21 protein-coding genes and 6 pseudogenes are annotated in these 26,623 nt (G+C 56.9%); 12 read left to right on the forward strand and 15 right to left on the reverse strand.

The genetic code is table 11. The annotated features are described in order from the left end of the window. Positions 1–13: 13 nt before the first annotated feature. The 5 genes and pseudogenes from potA to PSES9_RS25665 all read left to right on the forward strand — a co-directional run. Complete coding sequence (gene potA / locus PSES9_RS0107310; protein WP_010485552.1) at positions 14–1,156, forward strand: polyamine ABC transporter ATP-binding protein; 1,143 nt, start codon at positions 14–16, stop codon at positions 1,154–1,156. 26 nt (positions 1,157–1,182) lie between these two features. Continuing rightward, positions 1,183–2,108: pseudogene (locus tag PSES9_RS23080) on the forward strand (ABC transporter permease subunit). After that, positions 2,105–2,983 carry an ABC transporter permease subunit gene (locus tag PSES9_RS0107320; protein WP_010485554.1) on the forward strand — a complete coding sequence of 293 codons (879 nt, stop codon included), beginning with the start codon at positions 2,105–2,107 and terminating at the stop codon, positions 2,981–2,983. Before PSES9_RS23080 ends, PSES9_RS0107320 begins: the two are co-directional and overlap by 4 nt. Positions 2,984–3,375: 392 nt before the next feature. After that, positions 3,376–4,155 (forward strand): annotated as a pseudogene (locus PSES9_RS25660) (PAS domain-containing protein); the annotation flags it as partial. Positions 4,156–4,341: 186 nt separating this feature from the next. Next, positions 4,342–4,695, forward strand: a pseudogene (locus PSES9_RS25665) (methyl-accepting chemotaxis protein); the annotation flags it as partial. 60 nt (positions 4,696–4,755) lie between these two features. Here the strand turns inward: PSES9_RS25665 and PSES9_RS0107330 are convergent. From PSES9_RS0107330 to PSES9_RS0107350, 5 genes and pseudogenes are all read right to left on the reverse strand, one after another. Further along, positions 4,756–5,592, reverse strand: a complete 837-nt coding sequence (locus tag PSES9_RS0107330) for an ABC transporter ATP-binding protein (protein ID WP_010485558.1) — start codon at positions 5,590–5,592, stop codon at positions 4,756–4,758. Further along, positions 5,580–6,414 (reverse strand): annotated as a pseudogene (locus tag PSES9_RS23085) (ABC transporter permease). The gene PSES9_RS0107330 and the pseudogene PSES9_RS23085 overlap by 13 nt, the downstream one beginning before the upstream one ends. Positions 6,415–6,484: 70 nt before the next feature. Further along, positions 6,485–7,468: an ABC transporter substrate-binding protein gene (locus tag PSES9_RS0107340; RefSeq protein WP_010485560.1), complete on the reverse strand. Its 984-nt coding sequence runs from the start codon at positions 7,466–7,468 to the stop codon at positions 6,485–6,487. Between the two features lie 137 nt (positions 7,469–7,605). Then, positions 7,606–8,988: an aspartate aminotransferase family protein gene (locus tag PSES9_RS0107345; protein WP_010485562.1), complete on the reverse strand. Its 1,383-nt coding sequence runs from the start codon at positions 8,986–8,988 to the stop codon at positions 7,606–7,608. Between the two features lie 60 nt (positions 8,989–9,048). Beyond that, positions 9,049–10,539, reverse strand: coding sequence for an aldehyde dehydrogenase (locus tag PSES9_RS0107350; RefSeq protein WP_010485564.1), 1,491 nt, complete (start codon positions 10,537–10,539; stop codon positions 9,049–9,051). Between the two features lie 377 nt (positions 10,540–10,916). Here PSES9_RS0107350 and PSES9_RS0107355 point away from each other — a divergent pair, with 377 nt between their 5' ends. Then, entirely contained in the window at positions 10,917–11,840 is a 924-nt protein-coding gene (locus PSES9_RS0107355) for a LysR family transcriptional regulator (protein WP_010485565.1), read from the forward strand. Positions 11,841–11,856: 16 nt separating this feature from the next. On the opposite strand, the gene argE is transcribed toward PSES9_RS0107355, so the two are convergent. The 4 genes and pseudogenes from argE to PSES9_RS0107375 all read right to left on the reverse strand — a co-directional run bounded on the left by argE (position 11,857) and on the right by PSES9_RS0107375 (position 15,476). Further along, positions 11,857–13,011, reverse strand: a complete 1,155-nt coding sequence (gene argE / locus PSES9_RS0107360) for an acetylornithine deacetylase (protein ID WP_010485568.1) — start codon at positions 13,009–13,011, stop codon at positions 11,857–11,859. 24 nt (positions 13,012–13,035) lie between these two features. Beyond that, positions 13,036–13,713: a DUF1028 domain-containing protein gene (locus PSES9_RS0107365; RefSeq protein WP_010485570.1), complete on the reverse strand. Its 678-nt coding sequence runs from the start codon at positions 13,711–13,713 to the stop codon at positions 13,036–13,038. Beyond that, positions 13,710–14,129 carry a RidA family protein gene (locus PSES9_RS0107370; protein ID WP_010485571.1) on the reverse strand — a complete coding sequence of 140 codons (420 nt, stop codon included), beginning with the start codon at positions 14,127–14,129 and terminating at the stop codon, positions 13,710–13,712. The genes PSES9_RS0107365 and PSES9_RS0107370 overlap by 4 nt, the downstream gene beginning before the upstream one ends. Next, positions 14,129–15,476, reverse strand: a pseudogene (locus PSES9_RS0107375) (flavin-containing monooxygenase). The gene PSES9_RS0107370 and the pseudogene PSES9_RS0107375 overlap by 1 nt, the downstream one beginning before the upstream one ends. Positions 15,477–15,875: 399 nt before the next feature. On the opposite strand from PSES9_RS0107375, the gene PSES9_RS0107380 reads away from it, so the two are divergent. Further along, a complete protein-coding gene (locus PSES9_RS0107380) occupies positions 15,876–16,589 on the forward strand; it encodes a peptidase E (RefSeq protein WP_051120942.1) in 714 nt (237 codons plus the stop codon). A gap of 34 nt (positions 16,590–16,623) precedes the next feature. Then, positions 16,624–17,523, forward strand: coding sequence for a LysR family transcriptional regulator (locus PSES9_RS0107385; protein ID WP_010485574.1), 900 nt, complete (start codon positions 16,624–16,626; stop codon positions 17,521–17,523). 23 nt (positions 17,524–17,546) lie between these two features. On the opposite strand, the gene PSES9_RS0107390 is transcribed toward PSES9_RS0107385, so the two are convergent. The 4 genes and pseudogenes from PSES9_RS0107390 to PSES9_RS23090 form a co-directional block, all read right to left on the reverse strand. Beyond that, positions 17,547–18,212 carry an FMN-dependent NADH-azoreductase gene (locus PSES9_RS0107390; RefSeq protein WP_010485575.1) on the reverse strand — a complete coding sequence of 222 codons (666 nt, stop codon included), beginning with the start codon at positions 18,210–18,212 and terminating at the stop codon, positions 17,547–17,549. Between the two features lie 193 nt (positions 18,213–18,405). Then, the gene (locus PSES9_RS0107395; protein WP_029529423.1) at positions 18,406–18,765 is read right to left on the reverse strand and encodes a DUF7079 family protein; all 360 of its coding nucleotides are present in this window, start codon (positions 18,763–18,765) and stop codon (positions 18,406–18,408) included. A gap of 73 nt (positions 18,766–18,838) precedes the next feature. Further along, positions 18,839–19,279, reverse strand: a complete 441-nt coding sequence (locus tag PSES9_RS0107400; protein ID WP_010485577.1) for a YtoQ family protein — start codon at positions 19,277–19,279, stop codon at positions 18,839–18,841. Positions 19,280–19,352: 73 nt separating this feature from the next. Then, a pseudogene (locus tag PSES9_RS23090) lies at positions 19,353–21,734 on the reverse strand (penicillin acylase family protein). Positions 21,735–21,852: 118 nt separating this feature from the next. Here PSES9_RS23090 and PSES9_RS0107410 point away from each other — a divergent pair. Beyond that, entirely contained in the window at positions 21,853–22,893 is a 1,041-nt protein-coding gene (locus PSES9_RS0107410; protein ID WP_010485578.1) for an AraC family transcriptional regulator, read from the forward strand. 6 nt (positions 22,894–22,899) lie between these two features. On the opposite strand, the gene PSES9_RS0107415 is transcribed toward PSES9_RS0107410, so the two are convergent. Beyond that, positions 22,900–23,478 carry a DUF6436 domain-containing protein gene (locus tag PSES9_RS0107415; RefSeq protein ID WP_010485579.1) on the reverse strand — a complete coding sequence of 193 codons (579 nt, stop codon included), beginning with the start codon at positions 23,476–23,478 and terminating at the stop codon, positions 22,900–22,902. Between the two features lie 120 nt (positions 23,479–23,598). Here PSES9_RS0107415 and PSES9_RS0107420 point away from each other — a divergent pair, with 120 nt between their 5' ends. Continuing rightward, positions 23,599–24,534: an alpha/beta hydrolase gene (locus tag PSES9_RS0107420; protein WP_010485580.1), complete on the forward strand. Its 936-nt coding sequence runs from the start codon at positions 23,599–23,601 to the stop codon at positions 24,532–24,534. 32 nt (positions 24,535–24,566) lie between these two features. Here the strand turns inward: PSES9_RS0107420 and PSES9_RS0107425 are convergent, their stop codons facing one another. Continuing rightward, on the reverse strand, positions 24,567–25,334 hold the full coding sequence (locus PSES9_RS0107425) for a DUF2059 domain-containing protein (RefSeq protein WP_036988126.1): 768 nt from the start codon (positions 25,332–25,334) through the stop codon (positions 24,567–24,569). 85 nt (positions 25,335–25,419) lie between these two features. Between PSES9_RS0107425 and PSES9_RS0107430 the strand changes: the two genes are divergently transcribed. After that, positions 25,420–26,043 (forward strand): 2OG-Fe(II) oxygenase, encoded by a 624-nt coding sequence (locus tag PSES9_RS0107430; protein WP_010485582.1) that lies wholly within the window; start codon positions 25,420–25,422, stop codon positions 26,041–26,043. Between the two features lie 21 nt (positions 26,044–26,064). Next, positions 26,065–26,556 carry a DUF523 domain-containing protein gene (locus PSES9_RS0107435; RefSeq protein WP_010485583.1) on the forward strand — a complete coding sequence of 164 codons (492 nt, stop codon included), beginning with the start codon at positions 26,065–26,067 and terminating at the stop codon, positions 26,554–26,556. Positions 26,557–26,623: the final 67 nt, after the last annotated feature.

A 26,623-nucleotide genomic window follows, 5' to 3' on the forward strand; every position in this document is an offset into this window, starting at 1 on the left:
GGGAGTTTTGGTAATGGCAGTTGCTTCTAGTACCTATAAACGGGTTCTTGAGGGCGATCAGCAACCGAAAGAGGTGCTGGTTAAAATCGAGCGTGTAACCAAGAAGTTTGATGAAACGGTTGCCGTTGATGACGTCTCTCTTACTATCAATAAAGGCGAGATCTTTGCCTTGCTGGGCGGCTCTGGCTCGGGTAAGTCAACCCTGCTGCGCATGCTTGCAGGTTTTGAACGACCAACCGAGGGTCGCATCTATCTCGACGGTGAAGACATCACCGACATGCCGCCCTACGAGCGCCCGATCAACATGATGTTTCAGTCTTATGCATTGTTCCCGCATATGACCGTGGCTGAAAACATCGCCTTCGGCCTCAAGCAAGACAAAATGCCAAAGGCTGATATCGAAACGCGTGTTGCCGAGATGCTCAAGCTGGTGCATATGACCCAGTATGCCAAGCGAAAGCCGCACCAGTTGTCGGGTGGTCAGCGCCAGCGTGTTGCCCTGGCCCGCTCGCTTGCGAAAAGCCCGAAGTTGCTGCTGCTTGATGAGCCCATGGGCGCACTGGATAAAAAGCTGCGCTCGGAAATGCAACTGGAGCTGGTCGAGATTATCGAGCGCGTAGGCGTGACCTGCGTAATGGTAACCCACGATCAGGAAGAGGCCATGACCATGGCCCAGCGCATCGCGATCATGCACTTGGGTTGGATCGCGCAGATCGGCAGCCCGATTGATATCTATGAAACCCCGACCAGCCGCCTGGTTTGCGAATTCATTGGTAACGTCAACCTGTTCGAAGGCCAGGTGGTTGAAGATCATGAGGCCCATGCCCTGATCGACAGTCCGGACCTTGAGCGCAATATATTTGTCGGCCACGGTGTCAGCACTTCGGTCCAGGACAAGAGCATTACCTACGCGATTCGTCCGGAAAAACTGCTGGTGACCACCGAGCAGCCATCGTTCGAATACAACTGGTCACGCGGTACTGTCCACGATATCGCCTACCTTGGTGGCCACTCGGTTTTCCACGTTCAATTACCAAGCGGCAAGATCGTCCAGTCCTTCGTTGCCAACGCCGAGCGTCGCGGCGCACGGCCAACCTGGGACGATCAGGTCTTCGTCTGGTGGGAGGACGATAGCGGGGTGGCATTGCGCTCATGAACATATCCCGAAGCATCAGTCGCCGGATGCCCAAGGGCCGGCATGTCGTAATCGGCATCCCGTTCATTTGGCTATTTCTGTTCTTCCTGCTGCCTTTCATCATCGTGATGAAGATCAGCTTTGCCGAAGCAGATGTCGCGATTCCGCCCTATACCGAGATCTACACCTGGGCTGAAGGCCAGTTGTCGATCATCCTCAACCTGGGTAACTACATCTTCCTGACGGAAGATGAGCTGTACTTGGCAGCCTACCTGGGCTCGCTGAAGATGGCCTTTATCAGTACGCTGATCTGCCTGCTGATTGGCTATCCGATGGCATATGCCATTGCCCGTGCCAATAAGGAAATGCAGACGGTCTACTTGTTGTTGGTGATGATGCCAACCTGGACTGCGATTCTGATTCGGGTTTATGCCTGGATGGGGATTCTCAGCAACAACGGCATTCTCAATGGCTTCCTGATGTCGATCGGTGTGATCAGTGAGCCGCTGCAAATACTCAATACCAACTTTGCGGTGTATATCGGTATTGTCTATTCGTACTTGCCATTTATGATCCTGCCGCTGTTCGCCAACTTGGTTAAACACGACCATAGCCTGCTCGAAGCTGCCTCGGATCTTGGTTCAAGCACCTTCAACAGCTTCTGGAAAATTACCGTGCCATTGTCCAAGAACGGCATCATTGCGGGCTGCATGCTGGTATTTATTCCGGCGGTAGGCGAGTTCTTGATTCCAGAGCTGCTGGGCGGCCCGGAAACCCTGATGATCGGTAAAGTGCTCTGGCAAGAGTTCTTCAACAACCGTGACTGGCCGGTAGCCTCGGCGTTAAAGAGTTCTTAAACAACCGTGACTGGCCGGTAGCCTCGGCGTTGGCTGTGGTGATTTTGGCGTTGCTGATCGTGCCAATCATTCTGTTCAACCGTAACCAGGCCAAGGAAATGGAGGGCAGGGCATGAATAAGCGCTTTAGTTTCTCCAACATCATGCTGTGGCTCGGCTTTTTTTTCATCTACCTGCCGATGGTCATCCTGGTTATCTACTCGTTCAACAGCTCGCGCCTGGTGACCGTTTGGGGTGGCTGGTCGGTCAAGTGGTATGTCGGCTTGCTCGACAACACGCAGTTGATCAATGCCGTGCTGCGCTCGCTGGAAATCGCCTTCTACACTGCAATCTCTGCGGTGATACTGGGAACCATGGCTGCCTTTGTGCTGACTCGCGTCACACGCTTCAAGGGCCGCACCATGTTCGGTGGCCTGGTCACCGCACCATTGGTCATGCCGGAGGTGATTACTGGTCTGTCGCTATTGCTGCTGTTCGTGGCCATGGCGCAGTTGCTCGGTTGGCCGTCAGAGCGTGGCATTGCCACGATCTGGATTGCCCACACCACCTTCTGTACTGCCTATGTGGCGGTGGTGGTGTCATCGCGGTTGCGTGAGCTGGACCTGTCGATCGAAGAAGCGGCCATGGACCTGGGCGCACGACCATTGAAGGTGTTCTGCTTGATCACCATTCCGATGATTGCGCCATCGCTGGCCGCGGGTGCCATGATGTCCTTCGCGTTGTCGCTGGATGACTTGGTACTGGCCAGCTTCGTTTCCGGGCCGGGTTCAACCACCTTGCCGATGGAAGTGTTCTCGGCCGTGCGTCTTGGGGTCAAGCCTGAGATCAATGCCATTGCCAGTTTGATCCTGTTGTCGGTATCGCTGGTGACCTTCATCGCCTGGGCGCTGACCCGACGTGCTGAAAACGCGCGCAAGAAAGCAATTCAACAAGCCGTTGACGAAGGGGCAAAAGCGACCTGGCAGCAAGCACCAAGCAGTGCTAAAAGCTGATCGTTAATTGCTGGATTTAAACGGGCCTTATGGGCCCGTTTTTTATGCCTGTATATAAAGCTTTGTTTTTGAGTGTCGATCAATACATCAGGGGTTGGTCAATATTTGACTGGATTAATACTATTGTACTGCTGACGAAAGTTAATTCAGGTCGCATAGTTGAATAGTCGGTAATGGCTAAACAGTAGCACTTGTCTGGAAGCCTTGGTTATACAGGCTGTACAGGTTTTGATGCTGTGAATGTGCCTGTTTTGTTCGCGTCAAATTCTGTTTTGATGAGGTCATTAAAGGATTAACTAAAACGTGTTAATTCAAAAGTAGTGTGCACGCAGTGATGCAGTAACAGGGTGCTGTAACTTTTAATTTAATGCGGGGCCGGTGAGGGGCTTTTCATGTTTAATTCATTGCGTAAAACAGATCGTCTAGAACAAGAACGCGCCACCTTTGCATTGGCTGAGGTCAACGCCAAGTTGGCCGCCATCAGCCGTTCCATGGTGATGATTGAATTTCGCCCTGACGGCATCATTCTCGATGCCAATCAGAATTTCTGTGAGGCCATGGGTTATAGCGCAGAGGAAGTCCGCGGCAAGCACCATCGCATCTTCTGTGAAGAGTCTTATTACCGCAGTGAGGCCTATGCCAAGCTCTGGGCCGACTTGGCACGGGGCGAAGCGATCAGCGATACCTTCATGCGCCTGGACAAATCGGGTCGTGAACTCTGGCTGGAAGCCAGCTACATGCCGGTTAAGAACGCTGACAATCAAGTCGTGAGCGTGATCAAGATTGCCTCCGATGTCACCCAGCAAATCCACCGGGAGCGTGAGGGCAAGAGCATGATAAATGCGCTGAGCCGCTCGATGGCGGTGGTCGAGTTCTCCCCGGATGGACACATCCTAAATGCCAACGAAAACTTCCTGAAAACCCCCCACAACAGCCTCGACCAGGTCAAGGGCCAGCATCACCGGATTTTCTGTGACCGCAGTGAAAGCGAGTCGCTTGAGTACAAGAACTTCTGGGCCTCGCTGAACCGGGGGGAATTTCACTCCGGACGTTTTCAACGAGTCGACAGTCGTGGTCAGCGAATCTACCTTGAGGCTTCCTACAATCCCCTCTTTGATGCGAACAATCGCCTCTACAAAGTGGTCAAGTTCGCCAGCGATATCACTGAGCAAGTCATTAGCCAGCAAAGTGCTGCTGAGGCTGCCCATGCCACCTCGGTGCAAACCGATACCTGTGCGCAAAAAGGTTCGTCGGTGATACAGCAAACGGTCAAGGTGATTGAGGCGATCTCCAATGACTTGAATGATGCGGCCAAGAGTATCGATGCGGTCAACCAGCAGTCCGAACTGATTGGCAATATTGTGCAGACCATTCGTGGCATTGCCGATCAAACCAACTTGCTTGCCCTCAATGCTGCCATAGAGGCCGCACGGGCGGGTGAGCATGGCCGTGGTTTTGCGGTCGTCGCCGATGAAGTCAGAAGCCTCGCCGCGCGTACCAGCCAGGCGACCCTGGAGATCGTCGAAGTGGTGCGGCAGAACCATGAGCTATCGCTCAGTGCGGTGGAAAGTATGCGGTCGAGCCTTGGCAGGACCGGGCAAGGTGTTGAGCTGGCCAACGAGGCCGGCGAGGCGATTGTCGAAATCCAGCAAGGCTCACGGCATGTGGTCGATGCCATCAGTCACTTCAGTAACTCATTGCGGCTGCAATAGCACGCAACTATGAGCCGCTGCATCCATCGCCAGTACAGCCGCGATGGATGCAGCGCTTGATCAGTGAGCGTCTTCGAGTTCGTCGTGCAGCAGGCCGAGGATCTGGCGTTTCATGTCGATGAACTGATGATCCATAACCATGTCGAGGTCACGGGGGCGCTGGATGGGGACATCCAGGGTTTGCTTGATCCGGCCTGGCCGCGCGCCCATCACATAAACCCGGTCACCAAGCAGGATGGCTTCGTCAATGTCGTGCGTGACAAACACCACGGTCTTCTTGCTGTGCTCCCAGATTCGCAACAGCAGCTTTTGCATTTGCATGCGGGTTTGGCTGTCGAGCGCGCCAAAGGGTTCATCCATCAACAATATTTGCGGATCGTTGGCCAGTGCCCGTGCAATGGCCACGCGCTGCATCATGCCGCCGGATAACTGCTTGGGATAGTTATCCGCAAAGGGCGTCAGGCCAACCTCGTTGAGGTAGAAATCCACCACCTCTTTACGTTCGCTGGCCGGCATGCCTTTGCGTTTGAGACCGAACTCGATGTTCTGGCGTACGGTCAGCCAGGGAAACAGGGTGTAGCTTTGGAAAACCATGCCGCGGTCGGCGCCGGGGCCGTCAACCCGCTGGCCCCCTACATAGATTCCACCGCTGCTTGGCTCGGCCAGCCCTTCAGTGAGGTACAGCAGGCTGGACTTGCCACATCCCGAAGGGCCGACGATTACTGCAAATTGCTGGTCCGGCACTTCCAGTGAAACGGAGTCAAGTGCCGTAAAAACGCCACCTGAAGGTGTGTCGTAACGCAGGCTGACGTTATCCACCCGCAGCCGGGCGGTTGGGTTTCCTGGTTCTGTTACTTGTGCCTTAATGTCGCGTCGCACCGCAGCTACTGCGCCCATGAAGCCACCTTTAAGCGTAAGAGTCGGAACAATTGATCGGTCATCAAGCCAAGCAGGCCTATGATTGCGATCGCCAGAAAAATTACGTCGACCTGAAAGCCGCGCATGGCTTTCAGGCTCATGTAGCCCAAGCCGCTGGATGCTGCCACCAGTTCTGCAACCACAAGATAAGTCCAGGCCCAGCCCATGGTTACGCGCAAGGTGTCGAGTATGCCCGGCAGCGAGGCTGGCCCCAGCACGTGCATCACCACATCGCGGCGGCTGGAGCCGAGGGTATAGCTGGCATTGATCAGGTCCTTGGATATGCCTTTTGACACATCGGCGATCATCACCAACTGTTGGAAGAACACCCCGAATATGATCACGGTGACGCGCTGTTCCAGGCCGATCCCGATCCACAAGATGAACAAAGGTACAAAAGAGGTCACCGGCAAATATCGGATGAAATTCACCAGGGGTTCAAGCAATGCCTGGACGATGCGAAAGCTGCCCATCAGCAATCCCAATGGGACGGCAACCAATGATGAAACAACAAAACCTATGACCACGACCTCGACGCTGGCCAGTACGTGCTTGCCCAGCCTCGACGCTGGCCAGTACGTGCTTGCCCAGTGTGCCGTCGGTACTGAGGCGCATTGCGGCGTCGAGCACAGCGCCGGGCGTAGGTAAGAACATGGTAGGAACCACACCGCCATACGAGAGCGCAGCCCACAAGCCAAAGACCAGGACCCAGCAGGCGATGCTGGCGGTCAGGGTAAGGGTTGCAGGAAGCTCGACCTTGGGCGTCAGGCATCGTTGCAAGGTAGATTTTTGAGTAGCCATTCGGCGTCTCCGGAGCAATAGACAAATGTCAGAAGGCCCGCCTTTGCCTTAACAAAGGCGGGTAAAGAGGCTATGGCTTGACGAAACGGGTACCGCCCAGATCGCCATAGCTGACGTTGTACGGTTTGCCTTGCAGTTCGCTCCAGGTTTCATTGGCCAAGGTGATGATGTTGGCAATGTCGCCTTTGGTTTCAGGGGTGCCGAGCAGTTTTTCACTCATGGCCTGGTCATAGAAACGCACCCCTTTGGCGGCTTCCGCGAGCTCCTTGGGATCGGAAAGATAACCGCCAACGCCTTTGGCCATGATCTTGTAGGCTTCAGTTGGGTGCGTCTTGGTGTACTCAACGGCTTTGTACAGGCCGCTGACCAGGGCCTTGACGTCGTCAGGCTGCTTGTCGATGACATCGCAGCTCAACGCAACCACATCGACAATCACGCCCGGCGTCTGGCTGCTGTCGACCAGAACCTTGCCTTGTTTCTTGGCGCGAACCATCGACAAATGAGGTTCCCAGGTCACTGCGGCAGGGATTCTTCCGGCAATAAATGCGGTGGCGGCGTCGCCAGCTGTCCTGTTCTGGATATCCAGATCAGCCATTTTCATACCTTGTTGCTTGAGCAGATACGACAGCCAGAACTGTGAAACCGAGCCTTCATTGACTGCAACTGACTTGCCTTTGAGGTCACTTAGGCTCGACACATCATTGCCGACGAGCACGCCATCGCCGCCGGCGCTTTCATCGAGTGCCGCAACTGCCTTGAAGCAGAAATCCTTGGAGCGATACTTGAGCACTTCATCGATGGTCGAAGCCGAACCAGACAACTGGCCAGAAGCCTGCGCCGCCATGTACATGGCCGCTTCCTCGATGGTGGTCAGCTCAACATCCAGGCCTTGTTCCTTGAAGTAACCAAGGTCACGGGCCAGATAAAGGGTGCCGTAGCCGACCCAGGTGGTGTGCCCAATCGATAAGGTGCCGGCCTGAGCGGTTGTGGCTCCGGCTGCCAAGGCAGCGCAGAGCAAGGTTGGGGTCAGGTAATTGCGCAAGGACTTGTTCATGGAGCACTCCCACAGCCTGTCGGCTTGTTGTTGGTTTATTAGTGGCAGGGCTGGTCAGCGACCAATAAGCGTCCGTTGCGCCAGCTATTGAAGCTGGCACTGGAGTATTTCCTGGCCCTCTTCGGGGCTTTTATTTGTTAAAGCAAACCCAGTTGCTGCGCGGTTCGATCCACTGCGCGGCGGGTTTTCTCGACCAGTTCATCCAGGGTTGCGTGATCGGCAACCAGTGCTGGCGCCATGATCATGCGGCCAAGGGTCGAGCGAATGATGACGCCCTCTTCAAAGCCGAATGTGCGGCATTGCCAAGTGATATCGCTTTCGTTGGCAAAGCGTTTGCGCGTGGCTTTGTCTTCGCAAAACTGCAGCGCTGCGACCAGGCCCGTGCCTTGGATTTCACCGATCAGCGGGTGGTCGGCAAAGACTTCACGCAAGGCGTTTTGCAAATAGGGGCCGGTGTCGTTCTTGACCTGGCTGACAATCTGCTCATCGCGCAGCGCCTTGAGGTTGGCGATGGCCACCGCGGCTGCAACCGGGTGCCCGGAGTAGGTCAGGCCATGGGCGAAAACCCCGCCTTGCTCGACCAGGACTTCAGCCATGCGCTTGCTCAGCACCAAGCCGCCCATCGGGATATAGCCCGAGGTCAGGCCCTTGGCGATGCTCAGGGTGTCTGGCTCAAAACCGAAATGTTGGTGGGCGAACCACTCGCCAGTGCGGCCGAAACCGCCAATCACTTCATCGGCGCACAGCAATACGTCGTACTTGCGACAGATGCGCTGGATTTCAGGCCAGTAGCTCTCAGGCGGGAAGATCATGCCGCCAGCGCCCTGGAAGGGTTCGGCAACGAAGGCCGCGACGTTTTCAGCGCCGAGCTCGAGGATCTTGGTTTCCAGCTCGCGCGCCGCCTTCAGGCCAAACTCCGCCGGGCTCAGGTCGCCGCCTTCGGCATACCAGTAGGGTTCTCCAATGTGGGCGAAGTCAGGCAGCATGCCGCCCATTTCATGCATAAAGCCCATGCCGCCCAATGCCGTGCTGGCCAGGGTGGAGCCGTGATAACCATTCCAGCGGCCGATCATGATCTTCTTCCGCGGCTTGCCGAGAATCTGCCAGTAGCGGCGCACGGTGCGGATCAACACCTCATTGGCCTCGGAGCCTGAGTTGGTGTAGATCGCGTGGCTGTAGTGGGCAGGCAGCAGGCTGAACAGCAACTCGGAAAGCTCAATCACCGCCGGGTGCGTGGTGTGGAAAAACATATTGTAGTAAGGCAGTTGCTCAAGCTGCTGGGTCGCCGCTGCAGTGAGGTCCTGGCGGCCGTAGCCCAGGTTGGTGCACCACAAGCCAGACATGCCGTCGAGGTAGCGTTTGTCGTCGTTGTCCCACAGGTTCAGGCCCTGGCCTCTGACCATGACGCGCGCGCCTTCTGCGTTCAGCGCCTTCTGGTCGAGGAATGCATGAATGTGATGAGCCGCATCCAGTGCCTGATAATCCTCGGTTGTGCGTTTTGGGGTGAACGGGGCAGTCATTGCAAAACTCCTCTTAGGAAACCTCTGAAAAACTACTGCGCTGTCTTCATCAGTGGTTGCTTAGCGCAGTTGAAACCAGGTTGTTTTTAGCTGGGTAAATTTATCGAATGCATGGAGCGACAGGTCACGGCCAAAACCGGATTGCTTGCCACCACCAAAGGGTACTGTTACATCCAGTGCGTCCACGGTATTGACTGAAACCGTGCCTGCCTTGAGCTGCCTGGCAACCCGGTGAGCGCGGTTGAGATCATCACTCCAGACCGATGCGGCGAGGCCGTAGATGCTGTCGTTGGCGAGCTTGATGGCTTGCTCTTCGGTGTCGAAGGCGATTACCGCCAGAACCGGGCCAAACACCTCTTCGCGGGCAATCTGCATGTCACTGCTGACGTTGCACAAAATAGTCGGTTCGATAAAGTTGGCAGAGCCGTTGAACTCTAGTTGCTTGGCGCCACAGACGACGTGCGCGCCTTGCTCACGGGCTTGCGCAATGTAATCGAGGATGCGCTGGGTCTGGCGTGAGTCGACGATGGCGCCGGCAGTGCTTGCTGGGTTCAGCGGATCGCCCGGTAACCAGGCACGGGCCTTGTCGATAAGCAGTTCAACAAACTGATCATGAATCGAGCGCTCGACCAGTAACCGCGAGTTGGCTGAGCAGACCTCGCCCTGGTTGAAGAAGATGCCAAAGGCTGCCTTTTCCGCTGCCAGTTCCAGGTCCTGGCAATCAGCAAACACCAGGTTTGCGCTCTTGCCGCCGCACTCCAGCCACACTTGCTTGAGATTGGATTGCGCAGCGTATTGCATGAAATACTTGCCCACCTCGGTCGAGCCGGTGAACACCAGGCTGTCGACATCCGGGTGCAGGCCCAAGGCTTTGCCTGCGGTTTCACCCAGCCCCGGCACCACGTTGAGTACGCCAGCGGGAAGCCCCGCTTCAAGCGCCAATTCAGCCAGGCGCAGGGCCGAGAAGGGCGATTGTTCCGCAGGCTTGAGCACCACGCTGTTACCGGACGCCAGGGCTGGCGCAAGTTTCCACGCGGCCATGTCCAACGGGAAGTTCCAGGGCACCACGGCGCCGATGACGCCAAGAGGCTCGCGGGTGATAGTCGCCAGCGTGTTGGCGGCGGTGGGCGCGACCTGGTCGTAGAGTTTGTCGATACTTTCGGCGTACCAGGCAAATACATTGGCAGCGCCCGGCACATCGATATTCCAGGCATCCATCACTGGCTTTCCCCTATTCAGGGAGTCGAGCAGCGCCATCTCTTCGCGATTTTCCAGCATCAGTGCCGCAAGCTTTTGCAGCACGGCCTTGCGCTCCACTGGCGCCATGCGCGCCCAGGGGCCATTGTCGAAGGCTTCACGCGCGGCGCGAACGGCCAGGTCAATCTCGGCTTCAGCGCAGGCACTGACCTCGGCCAGCACCTGTTGGGTCGCAGGGTTGATGGCGCTGAAGGTCGCGCCAGATGCCGGGGTAACCGGCTGGCCTGCAATCAGCGCAGTGGTGATAAAGCGTTGCTGCTGTGCACGTTGTTGCCAGTCACTGAGTTCAAACACCGGATTAACCCTCGCTCACTGCCCAAACCGAATAGGCCATATTTATTACTGTGGGACGATGTTGGCTGATGCGCGCGCCAAGGAAAATTATTAAATATGTCTTCGGGGTATATGAAAAAGCTGGTTAAGCCAGCACCAATAAGGAGCGCCATGCATGGCGATTGTGCAGTAAGGTTGACGGACGGCGGTTCTAGTCTTGCGGATGTTCACCCGGCTAGCAGACGGGTGGCTTGAACGGCCAACATAATCAATAAAAGCAGTGAGTTATTTGAGTTCCAGCCAGGTGGGGCGTGTAAATTGCTTGCACAGGCCACTTGAGTAATCAAACACTGCAATGCCCCATCCTGGTTCGCCGGGGTGGTCAGACGAGGTTTATCGTGGCGGCTTATACCCTGCGTCAATTGAAGTATTTTGTAACCACCGTCGAGTGCGGCAGCGTTGCCGAGGCATCGCGCAAGCTGTACATCGCGCAACCCTCGATATCAACGGCGATCAAGGGCTTGGAAGAAAGCTTTGGCGTGCAGTTGTTTATTCGTCATCACGCCCAGGGCGTATCGTTGACCCCGAGCGGCGCGCGCTTTTACCGCAAGGCGCAAGAGCTGCTGCGCATGTCCCACGAATTCGAGCAGAATGCGTTGGCGGACAACGACGTGGTCTGCGGACAGATTGATATCGGTTGTTTTGAAACCGTTGCACCCTTGTATTTACCAGGATTGATTGCCGGCTTTCGCACGCTGTATCCCGGCGTGGATATCCGCATTTTTGACGGTGAGCAACAGGATTTGGTGCAAGGCCTGACCGGTGGCCGTTTTGACTTGGCGATCCTGTATGAGCACGACCTTGATGGCACCATTGAGGTCGAGCCGCTGATGCCGCCGCAACCGCCTTACGCATTGCTTCCTGAAAACCACAGGTTTGCCCAGCAGGCACAGGTTTCACTGCGTGACTTGGTGCTAGAACCGATGATTCTGCTCGATGTGCAGCCCAGCCGTACCTATTTCGTCAGCCTGTTCGAGGAGCTTGGCCTGAGCCCGAATATTGGCTTTAGCTCGCCTTCGATCGAAATGGTGCGTGGCATGGTTGGCCAGGGGTTTGGCTTCTCGATATTGGTCACCCGGCCGCGTTCGGAATGCACCTACGACGGCCAGAAAGTGGTGATGGTGGACATCAGTGAAAAGGTTACCGGCTCAGGTCTGGTCGCCGCCTGGCTCAAGCGGGCGCAACTGACAAAGCCGGCGCATTTGTTTGTTGATTACTGCAAAGAGCATGTGGCGCCACCGACGGTCACAAGTGGCGGGTAAAACAGCGTTATCCGGCTTACGCTGTTTTTAACCACTGCGCCAGGCGACTGAGCATGGCATCGCACTGTTCAAGCTGTGCAATGCTGATGAACTCGTCTGGTTTGTGCGCTTGCTCGATACTGCCGGACCCGCAGACAACTGTGGCAATTCCGGCTTTATCGAATAAGCCACCTTCGGTACCGAAGGCTACCGTGCTGAAGTCATCGCATTGGCTGAGCAGGGCAATCAATTGTGCGGCCGGGCTTTGGGCGTCCGTTGCCAGGCCCGGATAGGCGGAAAGCTGGCTGAACTCAATGGACGTCTGTGTATCGACCGCGTGCATTCTCGGCAGTAATTCATCCTTGGCGAACTGCTGCACTTGGTCGGCGACATTTTGCGGGTCGTCCGATGGCAGGGCGCGGACTTCGAAATCAAACTGGCACTCGGCAGGGACGATGTTCAAGGCCCGCCCGCCGCTGATCATACCGGTCTGCACTGTGGAGAATGGTGGGTCGAAACGGGGATCGTGCAACTGCGGCGCACGCAAGTTCTGGCCGATTTCACCGAGCTTGCCAATCAGCTTTGCTGCATATTCGATGGCGTTGACGCCTTGCGGAGCATAAGCCGAGTGACAGGCCGCGCCCTGGATATTGCAGCGCATGGCCAACTTGCCTTTATGGCCCAGCACCGGCTTCATCAATGTGGGTTCACCGATGATGCAAACGCTGGGTTTATGCGGTCGTTGTTGCAAATCAGCCAGCAGGGAACGCACGCCCAGGCAGCCTACTTCTTCGTCGTAGGAAAACGCAAAATGCACGGGTTGCTTCAGCGGTGCGGCCAGAAACTGCGGCACTGCGGCCAGCACGCAGGCAATAAAGCCTTTCATGTCGGCAGTGCCGCGACCAAACAAGTGGCCGTCGCGCTCGGTCATTGAGAAGGGCGGCAAGGTCCAGGCCTGCCCCTCGACCGGCACCACGTCGGTGTGCCCTGAAAGCACAACGCCGCCAGGGATGTCCGGACCTATAGTTGCGAACAGATTAGCCTTGCTGCCTTCGGCATTGAAGAACAGCTGGCATGGGATGTCGAAGCCCTTGAGGTAGGTGCTGATAAAGTCGATCAGCGCCAGGTTTGACTCACGGCTAACGGTATTGAACTCAATCAACCTGGCCAGTAATTGACGGCTGTTTTGCATGGTCAGTCTCTCCCGGAGCTGGCGCTACTCGTCGCCGGGTACGCCGTAGGTCGGGGCTTTGGTCGGGTCGAGCGCGCGGGTCACGTAGTCCTGCATCTGTGGGCGGTAGGCCTGCCAAAGCTTATCCAAGTCGGCAATAGGGTCTTGCTCTGACCAGTCTACTCGCAGATCAACAATTGGCCAGAGCAGGTCGCTTACCACCGACAGTGCGGCCGAATGCACGGGCCCGGCTTCGCCACCGGCACTCATTGCAGCTTTCATGGCGCTCAACAGACGATCAGCAAGGGCTTCGCCCGCGCTATCCTCGAAGGCGCGAACCATGGCCTCGATTACCGCCTGGTCACTCAAGAGATTACCTGCCGCCACGCAACTTTCTCCCGCCAGGGCATGGTTGACTCCAAGCGCCTTGCTGCCGGTGAAATGTGCAGTTTGCCCTTCCATGTCGATCACTGTGACTTGCCGGTACTGGCTGTAGCCGTGGCGTGAGAGTGCCTTGTCCAGTGCGCTGGCGGCGGATTCGCCTCCTTCGAGCAAGTCGAGGATTTCAGGGCCAAGTGCAGGCAAGGTGATATTTTGGGTTGAAACCGCGCCAACTGAGCTTCTCAGCCAGGGGCAACGTGCGCCAACCGCGATGCTGGATGAGCTGATGGCAATGCCCAACTGGCCGTTTTCTGGGCAACGGCCGACAATTGAAAAGGTCATGCTTGCTCCTCGGGAATTACCGCAATCACGTCAATTTCCATCAGCCACTGCGGCTGGCCAAGTGCCGAAACCACCAGGCCGGTTGAAATCGGGAATACGCCCTTGAGCCATTTACCGACTTCCTGATACACCGGCTCACGAAAGCGCGGGTCGGTCAGGTAAGTGGTGGTCTTGACGATGTGGCTCATGTCACTGCCAGCTTCTTCGAGCAGTTGCTTGACGTTCTTCATTGCCTGCTCCGCCTGTGCACGCGGATCGCCCAGGCCCACCAGGTTACCGTCAAAATCGGTGCCGACCTGGCCGCGCACATAGACGGTATTGCCCGCGCGGACGGCTTGGCAGAGGTCGTTATCCAATGACTGGTTGGGGTAGGTGTCCTTGGTGTTGAACATGCGGATGCGAGTGTGTGTTGGCATCAGCTGACTCCCATGATACGAAAGGGTTGCGCCTGTGAGTCGCCTTCAGCCTGGCGCTGCGTGGCGTCGCGGTAGTCGCGGTATTTATGCTGCGTGACGATGTGATCGGCGATGTGTTTGGCGGCGTGCCACACGCCCCAGATAAAGGTCGAGCCACGACGTGACAACCAAGGCAGGCCAAGGAAGTAGATGCCCGGTTCGCTGGAGACGCCGCGTTGATGCCGTGGCTTGCCTTGGGCATCGAAGGCGTCAACCTTTAGCCAACTGAAATCAACCGCATAACCGGTCGCCCAGATAATTGAGGTAATGCCTGCTGCTGCCAGGTCAAGCTCAAGAATTGGTTGGGTGACGCATGCCGGATCCGGGTGCTTCTTGCGCGCCTCGGGCTCTTCCGGCAAGTCGAGCTGATTGCGTTCGATATAGGCGTCTGCAGCGTCAAGCAGGGCCAGGTAGTTTTCATCGCCGCGCGCCAGATTCTCGGCAAGGTCCGGTTGAAAGGTTACAACGCCGTTATTGAAGGCCTTGGTCAGGCCAACCAGGGTCATGCCTTGGTTGGCAAGGTTGCGAAAATCAATGGTCTGGCCGCCGCGTGCGCCGCTCACGGCAATGGTTACGTGCTCTTTGCCGGGCTGCGCCGCTTCTGCATCCCACTGGCCAAGCACGCCGAGCCACCAGCAAAAATCACGGTTGCGATAGCTGCGTGGCGGCCGGTCATGGGCGCCAACCGAGAGGTAAACCTGTTTGCCGGAACGCATCAACTCCTCGGCGATTTGCACCCCGGAAGAGCCCGCGCCACCCACCAGCACCGCACCCTCGGGCAACTGTTGCGCATTGCGATAGGCCGCCGAGTGCAACTGGTGGGTATTGCTATCGTTTGGCGCAATCGGCGGGGTTACCGGACGCTGGAAAGGGCCTGTTGCGGCAACCACGCGATTGGCCTCGATCACGCCTTCAGAGGTTTCGATGGTGAAACCGGGGCGGCCGTTATTGCGCACCACTTGCTTGACTTCCACGCCCGTGCGGATCGGTGCGTTGAAGGTCCTGGCGTACTCGACGAAGTAATCCGCCACTTGCTCTTTCGGTGCAAAGGCATCGGGGTCGAGATCAAATTCAAGGTTTGGAAAGCGGTCATGCCAGGCTGGGCCGTTAGCCACCAGTGAATCCCAGCGCCCGGTTCGCCAGGCTTCGGCGATACGGTTGCGCTCCAAGACAAGGTGCTCCACCCCAAGTTTGCTCAGGTGTTCGCTCATGGCCACACCTGCCTGGCCTGCGCCGACGACAAGCGTATCGATTTGAAGATGTTCAACTGTCATATCTGAGCCCATGTGGAAGGCGGGACAAATTCAGGTCAAGACGCGGCCTTTACTGACGGCGCCGAACTGTCTACAGCTGCATTCTGTCCACCGGGGCTGATTAGCGAAATTATGTTTTTTGTCGTTGTTGCTTATCTAAAAGCTGCTTTGCCTCGTAGTTACAGGCCTCCAGACCACTGTTTGCGGGGGGGAAGGCCCATGTTGGGCATCGCGCGTCGTCAGGCAAGAGGGTCGATAACGCTGCCAATAGCGCAGGTGGAAAATAGTTCGTGGCTTGCGCCAAGGCCTGACTCATCGTAATTGATGCACAAACTCACCAACACCCCGCAACGGGCCTGCAATTGTGTGGGTTGGGCGACCCATGCAAGTGATGCGGGTGGGCGCTACACTGGCGCCAGCCCCGACTAGCCTTCTTGAATCAAGGTCATTGAGCGTGAAGATTATAACCATTGGTGGTGGTGAGATTTCTGAGTTGGAAACGCTGGATTTGGACGCGTTTATTTGCAGTCAAACTGGAAAATCCACTCCAAAAGCATTGTTTATTCCCACTGCAAGTGGCGATGCAGATGGCTATTGCGCGACTTTCCAGCATGTCTATGGCGAGCGGCTGGGTTGCGAAGTTGATTTTCTGCTGGCATCGCGCACCGACTTTTCCCATCAGCAAGCCGTGCACAAAATTCTAAATGCCGATCTGGTTTATGTCGGCGGTGGCAACACCGAAAAGATGCTAGCCGTATGGAGGGATTTTCGGATCGCAGCAGCTTTACGTCAGGCCGGGGAGAGTGGCACGGTTCTCGCGGGATTGAGCGCAGGTGCTATCTGTTGGTATGAAGCCGGGCTAAGCGACTCGGATCGATTCACTGCAGGCTCGGACTGGAGGCTTAAACGTCTCGGTGCCCTGGGTTTTCTGCCTGGTGTATTTTGTCCACATCTGGATAAAGAACAGCGCCATGCTTCTTTGTTAGAGTTGGTGCGCACCTCAGGTGAAAGGGCGATTGCGTGCGACAATGGTGCGGCAATCTATTGGCATGATGGCGTCGCTCAAGTCCTTAGCAGTCTCCCGAACGCCTTTGCCTACCTCTACACCGAGGTGTCCGGTGAGGTTAGCGTCGAGCGGTTTAGAGCTGGGCAGAAATTACCCTTGTAGGTCATTCTAAGCAGATGGTCGCCAGGAAAAAACGATGCGCAAAATACCTCCGTTGAACTCCGTGCGTGCATTCGAGGCCGTGGCGCGTCACCAGAGTTTTTCTGCTGCGGCTGACGAGCTGTCTGTGACGGTTGCGGCGGTTAGTCATCAAGTTCGTCAGCTAGAAGATGGCCTGGGGCAAAAGTTGTTGGAAAGGGGGCGCTCGGTCAGCCTCACTCCAGCAGGCAAGACAATCTATCCGCTGCTGCGCGACGGTTTCGACCAGATCGCCCAGGCCTTTGCCTTGCTCGCCGCGCCAAAGGCGAAAGACAGCATCGAGGTGTCAACCACCCGGGCATTTGCCGAGCGCTGGCTCATGCCGCGCCTGCCCAGGTTCAACGCGGCTTATCCCAACCTTGTGGTGTCTATCCATGCATCGGAAAAGATCGTGGACCTGCGTAGCGAGGCTGTAGACCTGGCGATTCGCTATGGCCCGTTCGGTGGGAACCTGCGGGGGCCAGTGCTGTTCGCGGACAGATACATTGCCGTGGCGCATACAAGCATCTGTCCAACTGATCGACAGGCACGGATAAGCGACTTCTACAGTCGGCCACTGCTGGCGTTCAAATGGAAAAACCAGGCGCTTGCCGCGCCATCCTGGTCTGCTTGGCTGGCTCAGGTTGAACATGACAGCGCTCGCGAGTTACGCACCTCCTGGTACAGCGAGGAAACCCTGGCGCTACGCGCTATGGAACAGGGGCTGGGCCCGTTGCTCTGCAGCAATCTACTGGTTGACGAGGAATTGCGCACTGGGCAGATACATCCTGTGGAAGGCCCAAGCCTGCCTGGCTTTTCTTACCATCTGGTCGAGGGGCCAGGGCAGGCCTCGAACAGCAACCTGGCACTGTTCAAGGATTGGCTGCTGAGCGAGGCTGCTCAATTCAGTGCCGGCTAGGAACCAGGCAGCGGCACAGTCATTCATGCTGGCGACAGTTGAGGTTTTTTCTCGAGCATCTGCATGACCAGGCGCGGCACAGCGTCGAAAGCATCGGCGATGGAGGCCTGATGCCGATCATCACCAAACTCCTGGTAGTCGATGGAAATCCCGTGAGTTTGATTCACACCCAAATAGTGCGCACAGGTCCGGATATGAGTGTCCAGGTGGTTCATGGATTCGCGTATCCCTCCGGGGCCAAAGCCGAACTCGCCACGGGAAGACAAAATCACCAGTTTCTTGCCGGTCATGATAGGTTCCAGCGGGTAATCACCGCGGCCCAAATCAAAGCTGAACGTCTTGCCGATGCGGATCACGTTGTCGAACCAGGACTTGAGCTGGGCAGGCATGCCGTAGTTGTACATCGGGGTGCCGATAACGATGACATCGGCGCGGTTTAGCTCATCGATCAACTCGTCCGAGACACTTAGCGCCTCGCGCTTTTCAGTCGTCATATGCGCTTCGGGGGTAAATACCGCTGCTATCCAGTCTTCGGTAATGAATGGCGGTGGATTGCGGCCAATGTCACGAACAATAACCTGTGCATTGTCATCATGTGCAACCCAGACATCGACAAAGGCCTGCGAAAGTTTACGGCTTAGCGAACGTTCAGAGCGAACACTGGCATCAATATGCAAAAGAGTTGTCATGGCTGAGATCCTGTTTAATCTGAACTTGAATAAGCTCAAGGCATGAACAAGTGGGCCATAACTTCATGAGGTCTGACTATTGAGTTTTGTTTGCGCAGGGTTAAGTAAAACTCAAGTGCGGTGAAGCGCTCAGTTAGTTATTGTTCTAAATAATGATTCAACTATTTGCCGATTATTAAAGGCCAGCGGTTGGCTATTTAATTCGGCGGGTGATTTCTTGCCAGATATAAGCGTAATTATAACTGAGCCAACGAATCAGGATTTTATCAAACTGCCTGCGTAGCCAATGGCGTTCTCTTGCGGCCAGCCGCTGATCAATCATCGCGTTGAGCGAGTCGGGCTCAAAGCCTGTCCACACCGGCGGTACTGGCGCGGCAAGGTTGGAGAAACACAGGGGCGCCACCTCGGAATAAAGGATTTCATGCAGCACCTTGGGATCAACATCTTTTACCTGTTCGGCGAGGTAGTCGTAATCAACAGGAAGGTCATTGAACGCCTCGCTAAGCACGGCTCTTATTCGGGCTCTTTCGTGCGGGCTCAAAACATATTCCACTATCAAGGTGTCCTGGCCAGTTGCCCTGACCGCTGCGCGTTTCAATGGCGGCAGTCAGTGCGCTTGCGGGTGATTACTGTTGCGTGACGTAGCCCAGTAGCTCAACCACTTGCTCGGGTGTCTGTGCCCAGGCCATGGCGGCGGCGTCGACTTCTTTCAGCGGGTGGATAATGTCGTCCGCGTGCAGGGTGATATAGGGCTTGCCCAGTGCGGCGCAAAAGCCTGCGTCAAAGGCGGCATTCCACTGTTTGTATTTGTCGCCGAAACGAATGATTGCCACATCGCATTGTTCAAGCAGGGTCTTGGTGCGAATCGCATTGACCTTGGATGACTTGTGGTCGCGCCAGAAGCTTTCGGTTTCAGCGCCGAGTACATCACCGGCGGCATCACTGCTTTCGTGATCGGTATTGGCCGAGGTGAACTTGATGTCGAGCTGGGCTTTGGCGGCGCCATTGATAATGCGCTCACGCCAGTCGGCATGAATTTCGCCGGATAAGTAGACTGTCCAAATCATCAGAACCTCAATGCTTTGTTAAAGACAACCACTATACCAACCATGGCGCGCCTGTGACGACGCGCCGTCTGGTTCAGCGGGCAGGCATGAGGGTCAGGCTGCTGCTGGTGTGTGCGGCAACATCACTGTCGCTCAGGTGCATGGGCAGGTAAACGCCTTGTATATAGCGCTGGGCCTGGTCGCTGTAGTGTTTGTCGAACGGCGTGCCGCTCTGGCCGACCGGGTTGATTCCCAGCGCTGTGCTGGCATCGGCCATGTCTATCAGGCGCCGCGTGGATGGGCCGTAAACCACCGACCAGGGTGCAGGGCCTACGCGGTGCGACAGGTTGTTTGGTGTTTCATGGCCTCCCGGCGCTGCGAATGGGCCGACGTTGAACAGGCGATCCAGCGGTTTTTTCTGGCCCAGCGGGTGGTTGTGGGTGAGGGTATGTGCCGTGCCCCATCGCCAGCTTTTCGGGTCGTCGCCAAGGGTTTGCTTGGGGTGGGCAATACTCGCCTGCCAAGCCGCCTTGACCGTTTGGCCACGGTCTTCGATGGCGTCGGTGCTGCGGTTATCCCACCATGGCGAGTCGGCATCAGCTGTCAGGCGTGGCAGTGGGACATCAAGCGCCCGCGTGGCGAGCAGATTCTCGAAAAACGGCCCTTGCAACTCATCGCCCATGGCGTGCCTGGCCAATTCATATACAAGCTGGTTGAACAGGGTTGGAGCGGTTGCGTCGAGTGTATGGTCGCCATTCCAGCTAACCAACTGTTCAACCAGGGCCTGCTCTTGCTCATTAGCGGCGGCCTTGCGCAAGTCATCGATGATGGGGGCCAGCAAGCGTGGTGCGTAACCGGTGCCCGGATCAAGCTGTAGTGCCTGGCTGTTGCTTCAGTCCCACTTGACCGAGTTGTCAACCAGGCGTTGATTCAGGCGCTGGCCGCGGTCTGGCAAGTTGTAGTAGCCGGGGATTTCTATACCGGTTGGCGAAACCGTCTGGAAGTTGGCCGAGACGATGTAACCGCGCTGTGGGTTTTCTTCCTGCGGGTTATCGCTGAATGGGTAATAGCCGAGCTTGTCCGCTTCCTCCGTGGAGCCGTCGAGAATAAAACTCGGGTTGACCCCAGCAGGGCGGCGCGGCAGCTTGGCCGCCGCCCACCAGCCGATATCACCCTTGGCGTTGGCCCAGATCACGTTGAGGCCGGGCGACTCGATTTTTTCCGACGCTGTGCGTGCCTTTTCAAGAGTGTCGGCACGGTTGAGCTGGTAAAAACCTTCGAGGATCGGGTTATCGGTTTCCAGGAACGCCCACCACATGGCGATAGGCGTCTTGCCAGCGGACTCGCCCAAGGCATCGTTGATGATAGGGCCATGGGGCGAGCGGCGCAGAGTCAGGGTGACCGGCTCGGCATCCTTGACAGTGATGGTTTCGGTACGGCTTTGCAGGTCTGTCCATTGGCCGTGATACCACACCTGGTTGGGGTTGTCGGGATTCACTTTCTCGGCAATCAGGTCCAGGTCATCGTTCTGGAACATGGTGATGCTCCAGGCGAAGTCCTTGTTGTGGCCCAGGGATGCAACCGGGTTGAGCGCCTGGTGATGGCCATATAAGTCAAAGCCGGGGTAGCTGAGTTGCGCCTCGTACCAGACGGCGGGTACCGAGAAACGAATATGCGGATCGCCCGCCAGTAATGGCTTGCCGCTGGCCGTGCGGCTGCCCGACACGGCCCAGGCATTGCTGCCCTCGAACTGTGGCAAGCCCGCTTCGGCGAGCGCATCGTTGCTCAGGCGGGCGATGCTGTTGAGGTCTTGCCAGTCGTTGCTGGCCAGGGGTTGCTGTATCACGCCTTGTGGATGCCAGGCCAGGTCAAACACCTTGAGGTAGTCCGGGCCGAGCTGGTCGCGCACGTAGCTCAAAACCGGTTCTGTGCGAAACGCGGCAGCAAAGCTGTAAGCCATGTAGCCGGCAACGCTGATGGTATCGGCGACGGTAAAGGGGCGCTTGTTAATGCCCAGTAGATCAAACTCAACAGGAGCCGGATTGTTGTCCTGATACTGGTTTATACCGTCGAGATAGGCCTGCAGCGCTTTGTATGATGCACTGCTTTTATCCATCTTCTGCACGTACTTGTCGGCATGCTGACGAATTTCCAGGGTGCGGAACAAGCGATCGGTATCAACCAGCTTGCTGCCCAATACCTCTGCCAATTCCCCCCGTGCCAGGCGGCGCATCAGTTCCATTTGGAATAGCCGATCCTGGGCATGTACATAGCCAAGGGCGCGGTACATGTCCGCTTCGTTTTCAGCCTTGATATGCGGCACGCCGCGCTCGTCGTAGCGCACGCTGACAGGTGCTTGCAGCTGTTGCAGGGCGATTTCCCCCTCGCGCTTAGGTTGCTTGCTGGTGCAATACCAACCGCCGCCAGCCGCCGCTAGAGCAACGATGACGGCCAGTGCAGTGAGGGAGCGTTTCATTCGATCATCCTTATTGTTGTCTTGCGGTTCTAGCCGCGTTTTATGTCGCTATTGTGCGGAATAGACAGCTATACAGCATTGACCAAATGCATTTGCAGTGAAATTATCTGGTCAATCAATGGGTCGCGAAGTACAGATGATCAGCGAACAACAGTTACCCACCATCAGCCTGACTCACTCGGCGACCATGCGCCGCTTGCTGTATGAAGGATTGAGCAGCCTTGGCTTTGATCCAACGGATACATACCGACGCGCCTATGACGGTGCACGTTTGTCGCCGCCATTGATTGACACTCGCCAGGAACATGACAGTGCACCGCGCTTTTGGCAGGCACTCGAGCAGTTGACCGGCGATGTGGATATCGGCCTGCACCTGGGCGAGGTGATGAAGCCGCGACCGATGGACGTGGTGGGCTACCTGCTATTGGCCAGTTGTGATTTGCGCCAGGCGCTGGAAAGCTTTGTTCGCTTCCAGCACATTCTCTCGGGTGGCTTTGCTGCACGGCTTGAGGAACAGCGCGACAGCGTACGGCTGATTATCGACCTCAATTACCGAGGAGTCGGCTCGTTGCGTCAGCAAATCGAATGCCTGGCCCTGCTTTGGCAGAAACAACTCAGCAGTGTGACCGACGATGAGTTCTGCTTGAGTGCAGTCGAGTTCCGGCATCCGGCGCCACGGCGCATCAGTGAGCATCGGCGCCTGTTTGGTATTACGCCACAGTTCGGTCAGCGCCACGATGCCTTGATCTTTCCCCAGGCACTGCTTGCCAGGCCGTCGCGCAGTGCCAACCCACGGCTGTTCAAGCTGCTTAGTGAGCAGGCGACAGTCGAGCTGGCCGAACTGAGCGAGAACCTCTTGCTGGACCGGGTCCGTAACTGGCTGGAAGCAAACCTGGGGCAACAGCTCTGCAGCTTGCAGGCTTGTGCGCCGGCGTTGAATCTAAAACCGGCGGCCTTGCAGCGGGATCTGGCAGCCCAAGGCAGCAGTTTTCGTCAGCTCCACGATGAGGTTCGCAGGCTGCGTGCGCTGGCGCTGCTGGAGCAAGGCATGGCGACGCGTGATGTTGCCAGGGCCTGCGGCTTTGCTGAGTTGTCGCCATTCTACCGGGCGTTCAGGCGTTGGCAGGGTTGCACCCCAAAACATAAAGCGCGGTGTTGACTCCGGCTATTTGTCGCTGGCGTTCCAGTCACAGAAGCAACCCACCGCCATATTATTGCTGGCGCTGACCGAGCGCCCTTCAGCCAGGGCGTTAAGGATTGGCTCAATAAAGCTGTTGCTCGAATTACAGGTGAGCCCCGAGCTGTATGGGCCAAAGTAGGCGAGATTGCCCGCTCGGTCCCAAATTGCCACGGCTGGGCTTGCTGGCAGCTTTTCGCTCCCCGGCAGTTGTTGCAAGGGCTTCAGTGCTTTGAGGGTGTCGGGCAACTGGCCGCTGCTTCCCGGTTTTTGCACCGCGTAAAACGCAACGCCTTGCACTGCGAAGTGTTCGACCAGTTCCGCAAGGTGTTGTTGATTGCCGACATTGCAGGGGCATGCGGGGTCCCAGAAATGCACCAGTCGAATCGGGCCGGGCCCTGCTATGTCAGGGGGTAAGCGAATATCTGCTCCCGTGAAAATGGCTGTGCGCTCACTGAATGCGCGCAGGTAGCGTGCTTCAAACCAAAGAAATGCCGACCATAGCGCAACGATCACTGCGACCACGGCAATACTGGCAATGATGATTTTATGACGGGTAACTGGCATGGTGCGCTGTCTATCCAAGGAGGTATAGCTTGCCACGATGCGCCCGGCAGCAAAATATCCGCAGTGCAGGCAATGACGTGAAATAATCGCCCTACACGCCCACCAATCATGGAAAGCCCAATGCCAGAGCGTTTCACCCCTGACAGCGTGGTCGCCGGTCTGCGACCCATAGCCGCAGCTGCCATGAGCTTGCCACACGAGCAGGCGTACCGCTCGTTCTATCGGCTCGACAAGCTCGCGGCGCGCCAGGTGCGCCTGGGTTTCTTTGATGCCGCCGGTTATCGCATCGCAGCCCAGGTGTGGTGGCCCCAAGCGCCCAAGGCAACCCTGGTCTTGCTGCATGGTTATTACGATCACCTGGCACTGTATCGCCATGTCATTGAGTGGGCGTTAAGCATGGATTTCGCCGTCTTTGCATTTGATCTGCCGGGGCATGGCTTATCGAGCGGTGCGCGGGCCAGTATCGGTGATTTTGCTGAATACCAGATCGTGCTCAAGGCCGCTTTGGCGCAGGTTGGGCAATTAGACTTGCCGCAGCCCTGGCTCCTGTTTGGCCAGAGCACCGGCGGGGCGATTGTGGTTGATTATCTGCTCACGGGTAATCCCGGCCCTGAAATTGGCCAGAGCATCCTGTTTTCACCCCTGGTACGGCCCCGTGCATGGGGGTGGTCGAAGTTGAGCTATCACTTGCTCAAGCCTTTCGTGCGCAAGATCTCAAGACGTTTTACCGAAAATTCGCACGATGCTGAATTTATCGACTTCCTCCATCCCCACGACTCACTGCAGCCGCAATGCTTGCCCACGGCATGGGTTGGCTCGCTGGCCCGCTGGGTGCTGCACATCGAAATGGCGCCGCCGAGCCCGCGGAGCCCGTTGATAATCCAGGGTGAAAGCGATATGACGGTGGATTGGCGGCACAATCTACAGGTGCTCAAGGAGAAATTTAAGGCGCCGAAGATTTTGCTTTTACCCGAGGCGCGGCATCACATGGCCAATGAGTCGCAGCTCTACCGCGACCAGTACTTTGCATTTCTGACCAAACAGATGCACAAATAGCCCAACCGCAAGGCGCCAGTGACGCGCCGGGATTAAATGCCTTGCGGGGCTGGCGCCAGATCCGCTGTGTTCTGGCCGACAGCCAAGCCTGCGCGCATCGCAGCGAGTGCTGCCTGGTAGTAGGTTTTACCTGCATCTGACTGGGCGAAGCTGACAAACTCTTCAAGCTCGGCATCGCTGAGGTCGCGATAGACAAACAACAAGGTGTTATCCAGCTCTGCGCCGATTTGGTTCATCAGGTTTTGCCGTTGCGAGCTGAGCAGCGCCTGGGCCGTGCCGCCACCGAGCAAGCCTGGAATCATCTGGCTGAGGCTGTCTGCCGCCACACCGGCCAGCGCCAGGCTGACTTCGGCGCCGGCTTCCTTGGCGGGCAAGGCTTGCGCCAGATGGCCAATCAGCAGGCGCCGGCTGTCTGAGGCATCAACTTGCGGCAGGCCATTGGCGTAGCGGGCAAGTTGATCCTTGCGGGTGGCCAGGGTTTCTGCAGCCACTATTTTCTTGCCCAATGCGGAATTGAAGAAGCTGACGGCAGGGGCTGGGTCCGCCAGATTGTCCTGCAGGGCTTGTTGCGCGCGCTGATCCATGGCCTGTGGCGCAAAGCGTTTATTGCTTTTGTCGACCAATGCCTTGTAAACCGCAGGCGGCAGTGTGCTGCGATAGCGCGCCTGGGCAGCGCTCAGGGCATCGTTGAAGTTGGCGCGCTGCTCGGGCCAACCGGCGACCTTGTACAATTCGACTGAAGACGCTGCCAGGCTCGGCAGGCTGATAAAAATAAAAAGTTGAACAAATAGGGCGTGGATAATGACTCCTGTCTGGCGCGCGGCTATTTTCATTGGCCAGTCAATGCTTGTCGAGAAGCAGAAGCAGCGCTGATAGAATATCGGCATGTCTGAAAATCCTTCCCTAGAGCAGCTTTCGAGCATCGTCGACGACCTGGCAGAGCAGGGCTGGTCACTGCAGCCTGCATTTATCTCACAGACTCTGACCCTCGAACTGGCCCAAGAGTGCCGTAAACGTGCAGCGCAGGGCGCATTAGTGCCTGCGAGTATAGGCCGTGGCCAAGGCCTGGCGGTACAGGAAGGCATTCGCGGTGATCGTATCCAGTGGTTGGAACCGGGCCAGTCGCAAGCCTGTGACCAGTACTTGGCCAAACTTGAGTCATTGCGCCAAGCCATCAATCAAGGTTTATATCTGGGGCTTGAAGACTACGAAAGCCATTTTGCCCTGTATCCGCCGGGTGCATTCTATAAGAAGCATCTGGATCGCTTTCGTGACGATGACCGACGCGCTGTGTCAGTAGTGCTGTATCTTAATCAAGAGTGGGAAACCGGGCAGGGCGGCGAGTTGCGCTTGCACCTGCCAGGGGGCGGGGTGCGTGATATAGCGCCGAAAGCCGGGGTACTGGCAGTCTTTCTGTCCGCCGATATGCCCCATGAGGTGTTGCCCGCCCAGCGTGAGCGCCTGTCGTTAACGGGTTGGTTTCGCCGGCGGGGTGACTCGGTCCTTTAGGGCTGGTGAGTGGAGATAGCGATGCAAATGATCCTGGTCAGCCGTTGCCTGTTGGGCCATCGCGTGCGCTATGACGGCGGTGCGCACGGGCCTTATGACGTGCTGGCGCGCTGGCAAGCGGAAGGCCGGGTTATTGCCCTGTGCCCGGAAGTCGCCGGTGGTCTGCCAACACCGCGCCCTGCCGCTGAAATTCCAGGTGGCCAGGGCGCCCAGGTGTTGGATGGCCTGTTGCCCGTGGTCAGTATTGAAGGTGAAGATTTCACCGCTCAATTCGTATCGGGCGCCGAGCAGGCGCTGGCGTTGGTCAAGAAACACGACATTGCAATCGCCTTACTCAAGGCACGCAGCCCCTCGTGCGGAAATATTGAGAATTATGATGGCAGCTTCAGTGGCAACAAGGTTGCTGGCGAAGGCGTAACTGCCGCTCTGCTGCGGCGCGCGGGCGTTGCAGTGTTTAACGAAGAGCAACTGGACGCGGCGACCCGGGCGCTTGCTCGGCTTGAACTAGACTAGAGCTGCTGATTGCAGGGAACAAACCTGTTTATTGCAGCGTCAATCCCATGAATCAATCCACAAGGTG

Source organism: Pseudomonas sp. S9, from assembly GCF_000222125.1.
GTDB lineage: Bacteria > Pseudomonadota > Gammaproteobacteria > Pseudomonadales > Pseudomonadaceae > Aquipseudomonas > Aquipseudomonas segetis.

Bases quoted from the DNA above. Each gene is read 5' to 3' on its own strand.
- potA (WP_010485552.1), top strand. From the start codon at position 14: ATGGCAGTTGCTTCTAGTACCTATAAACGGGTTCTTGAGGGCGATCAG.
- PSES9_RS0107320 (WP_010485554.1), top strand. From the start codon at position 2,105: ATGAATAAGCGCTTTAGTTTCTCCAACATCATGCTGTGGCTCGGCTTT.
- PSES9_RS0107330 (WP_010485558.1), bottom strand. From the start codon at position 5,592: ATGGGCGCAGTAGCTGCGGTGCGACGCGACATTAAGGCACAAGTAACA.
- PSES9_RS0107340 (WP_010485560.1), bottom strand. From the start codon at position 7,468: ATGAACAAGTCCTTGCGCAATTACCTGACCCCAACCTTGCTCTGCGCT.
- PSES9_RS0107345 (WP_010485562.1), bottom strand. From the start codon at position 8,988: ATGACTGCCCCGTTCACCCCAAAACGCACAACCGAGGATTATCAGGCA.
- argE (WP_010485568.1), bottom strand. From the start codon at position 13,011: ATGCAAAACAGCCGTCAATTACTGGCCAGGTTGATTGAGTTCAATACC.
- PSES9_RS0107365 (WP_010485570.1), bottom strand. From the start codon at position 13,713: ATGACCTTTTCAATTGTCGGCCGTTGCCCAGAAAACGGCCAGTTGGGC.
- PSES9_RS0107370 (WP_010485571.1), bottom strand. From the start codon at position 14,129: ATGCCAACACACACTCGCATCCGCATGTTCAACACCAAGGACACCTAC.
- PSES9_RS0107385 (WP_010485574.1), top strand. From the start codon at position 16,624: ATGCGCAAAATACCTCCGTTGAACTCCGTGCGTGCATTCGAGGCCGTG.
- PSES9_RS0107390 (WP_010485575.1), bottom strand. From the start codon at position 18,212: ATGACAACTCTTTTGCATATTGATGCCAGTGTTCGCTCTGAACGTTCG.
- PSES9_RS0107400 (WP_010485577.1), bottom strand. From the start codon at position 19,279: ATGATTTGGACAGTCTACTTATCCGGCGAAATTCATGCCGACTGGCGT.
- PSES9_RS0107410 (WP_010485578.1), top strand. From the start codon at position 21,853: ATGGGTCGCGAAGTACAGATGATCAGCGAACAACAGTTACCCACCATC.
- PSES9_RS0107415 (WP_010485579.1), bottom strand. From the start codon at position 23,478: ATGCCAGTTACCCGTCATAAAATCATCATTGCCAGTATTGCCGTGGTC.
- PSES9_RS0107420 (WP_010485580.1), top strand. From the start codon at position 23,599: ATGCCAGAGCGTTTCACCCCTGACAGCGTGGTCGCCGGTCTGCGACCC.
- PSES9_RS0107430 (WP_010485582.1), top strand. From the start codon at position 25,420: ATGTCTGAAAATCCTTCCCTAGAGCAGCTTTCGAGCATCGTCGACGAC.
- PSES9_RS0107435 (WP_010485583.1), top strand. From the start codon at position 26,065: ATGCAAATGATCCTGGTCAGCCGTTGCCTGTTGGGCCATCGCGTGCGC.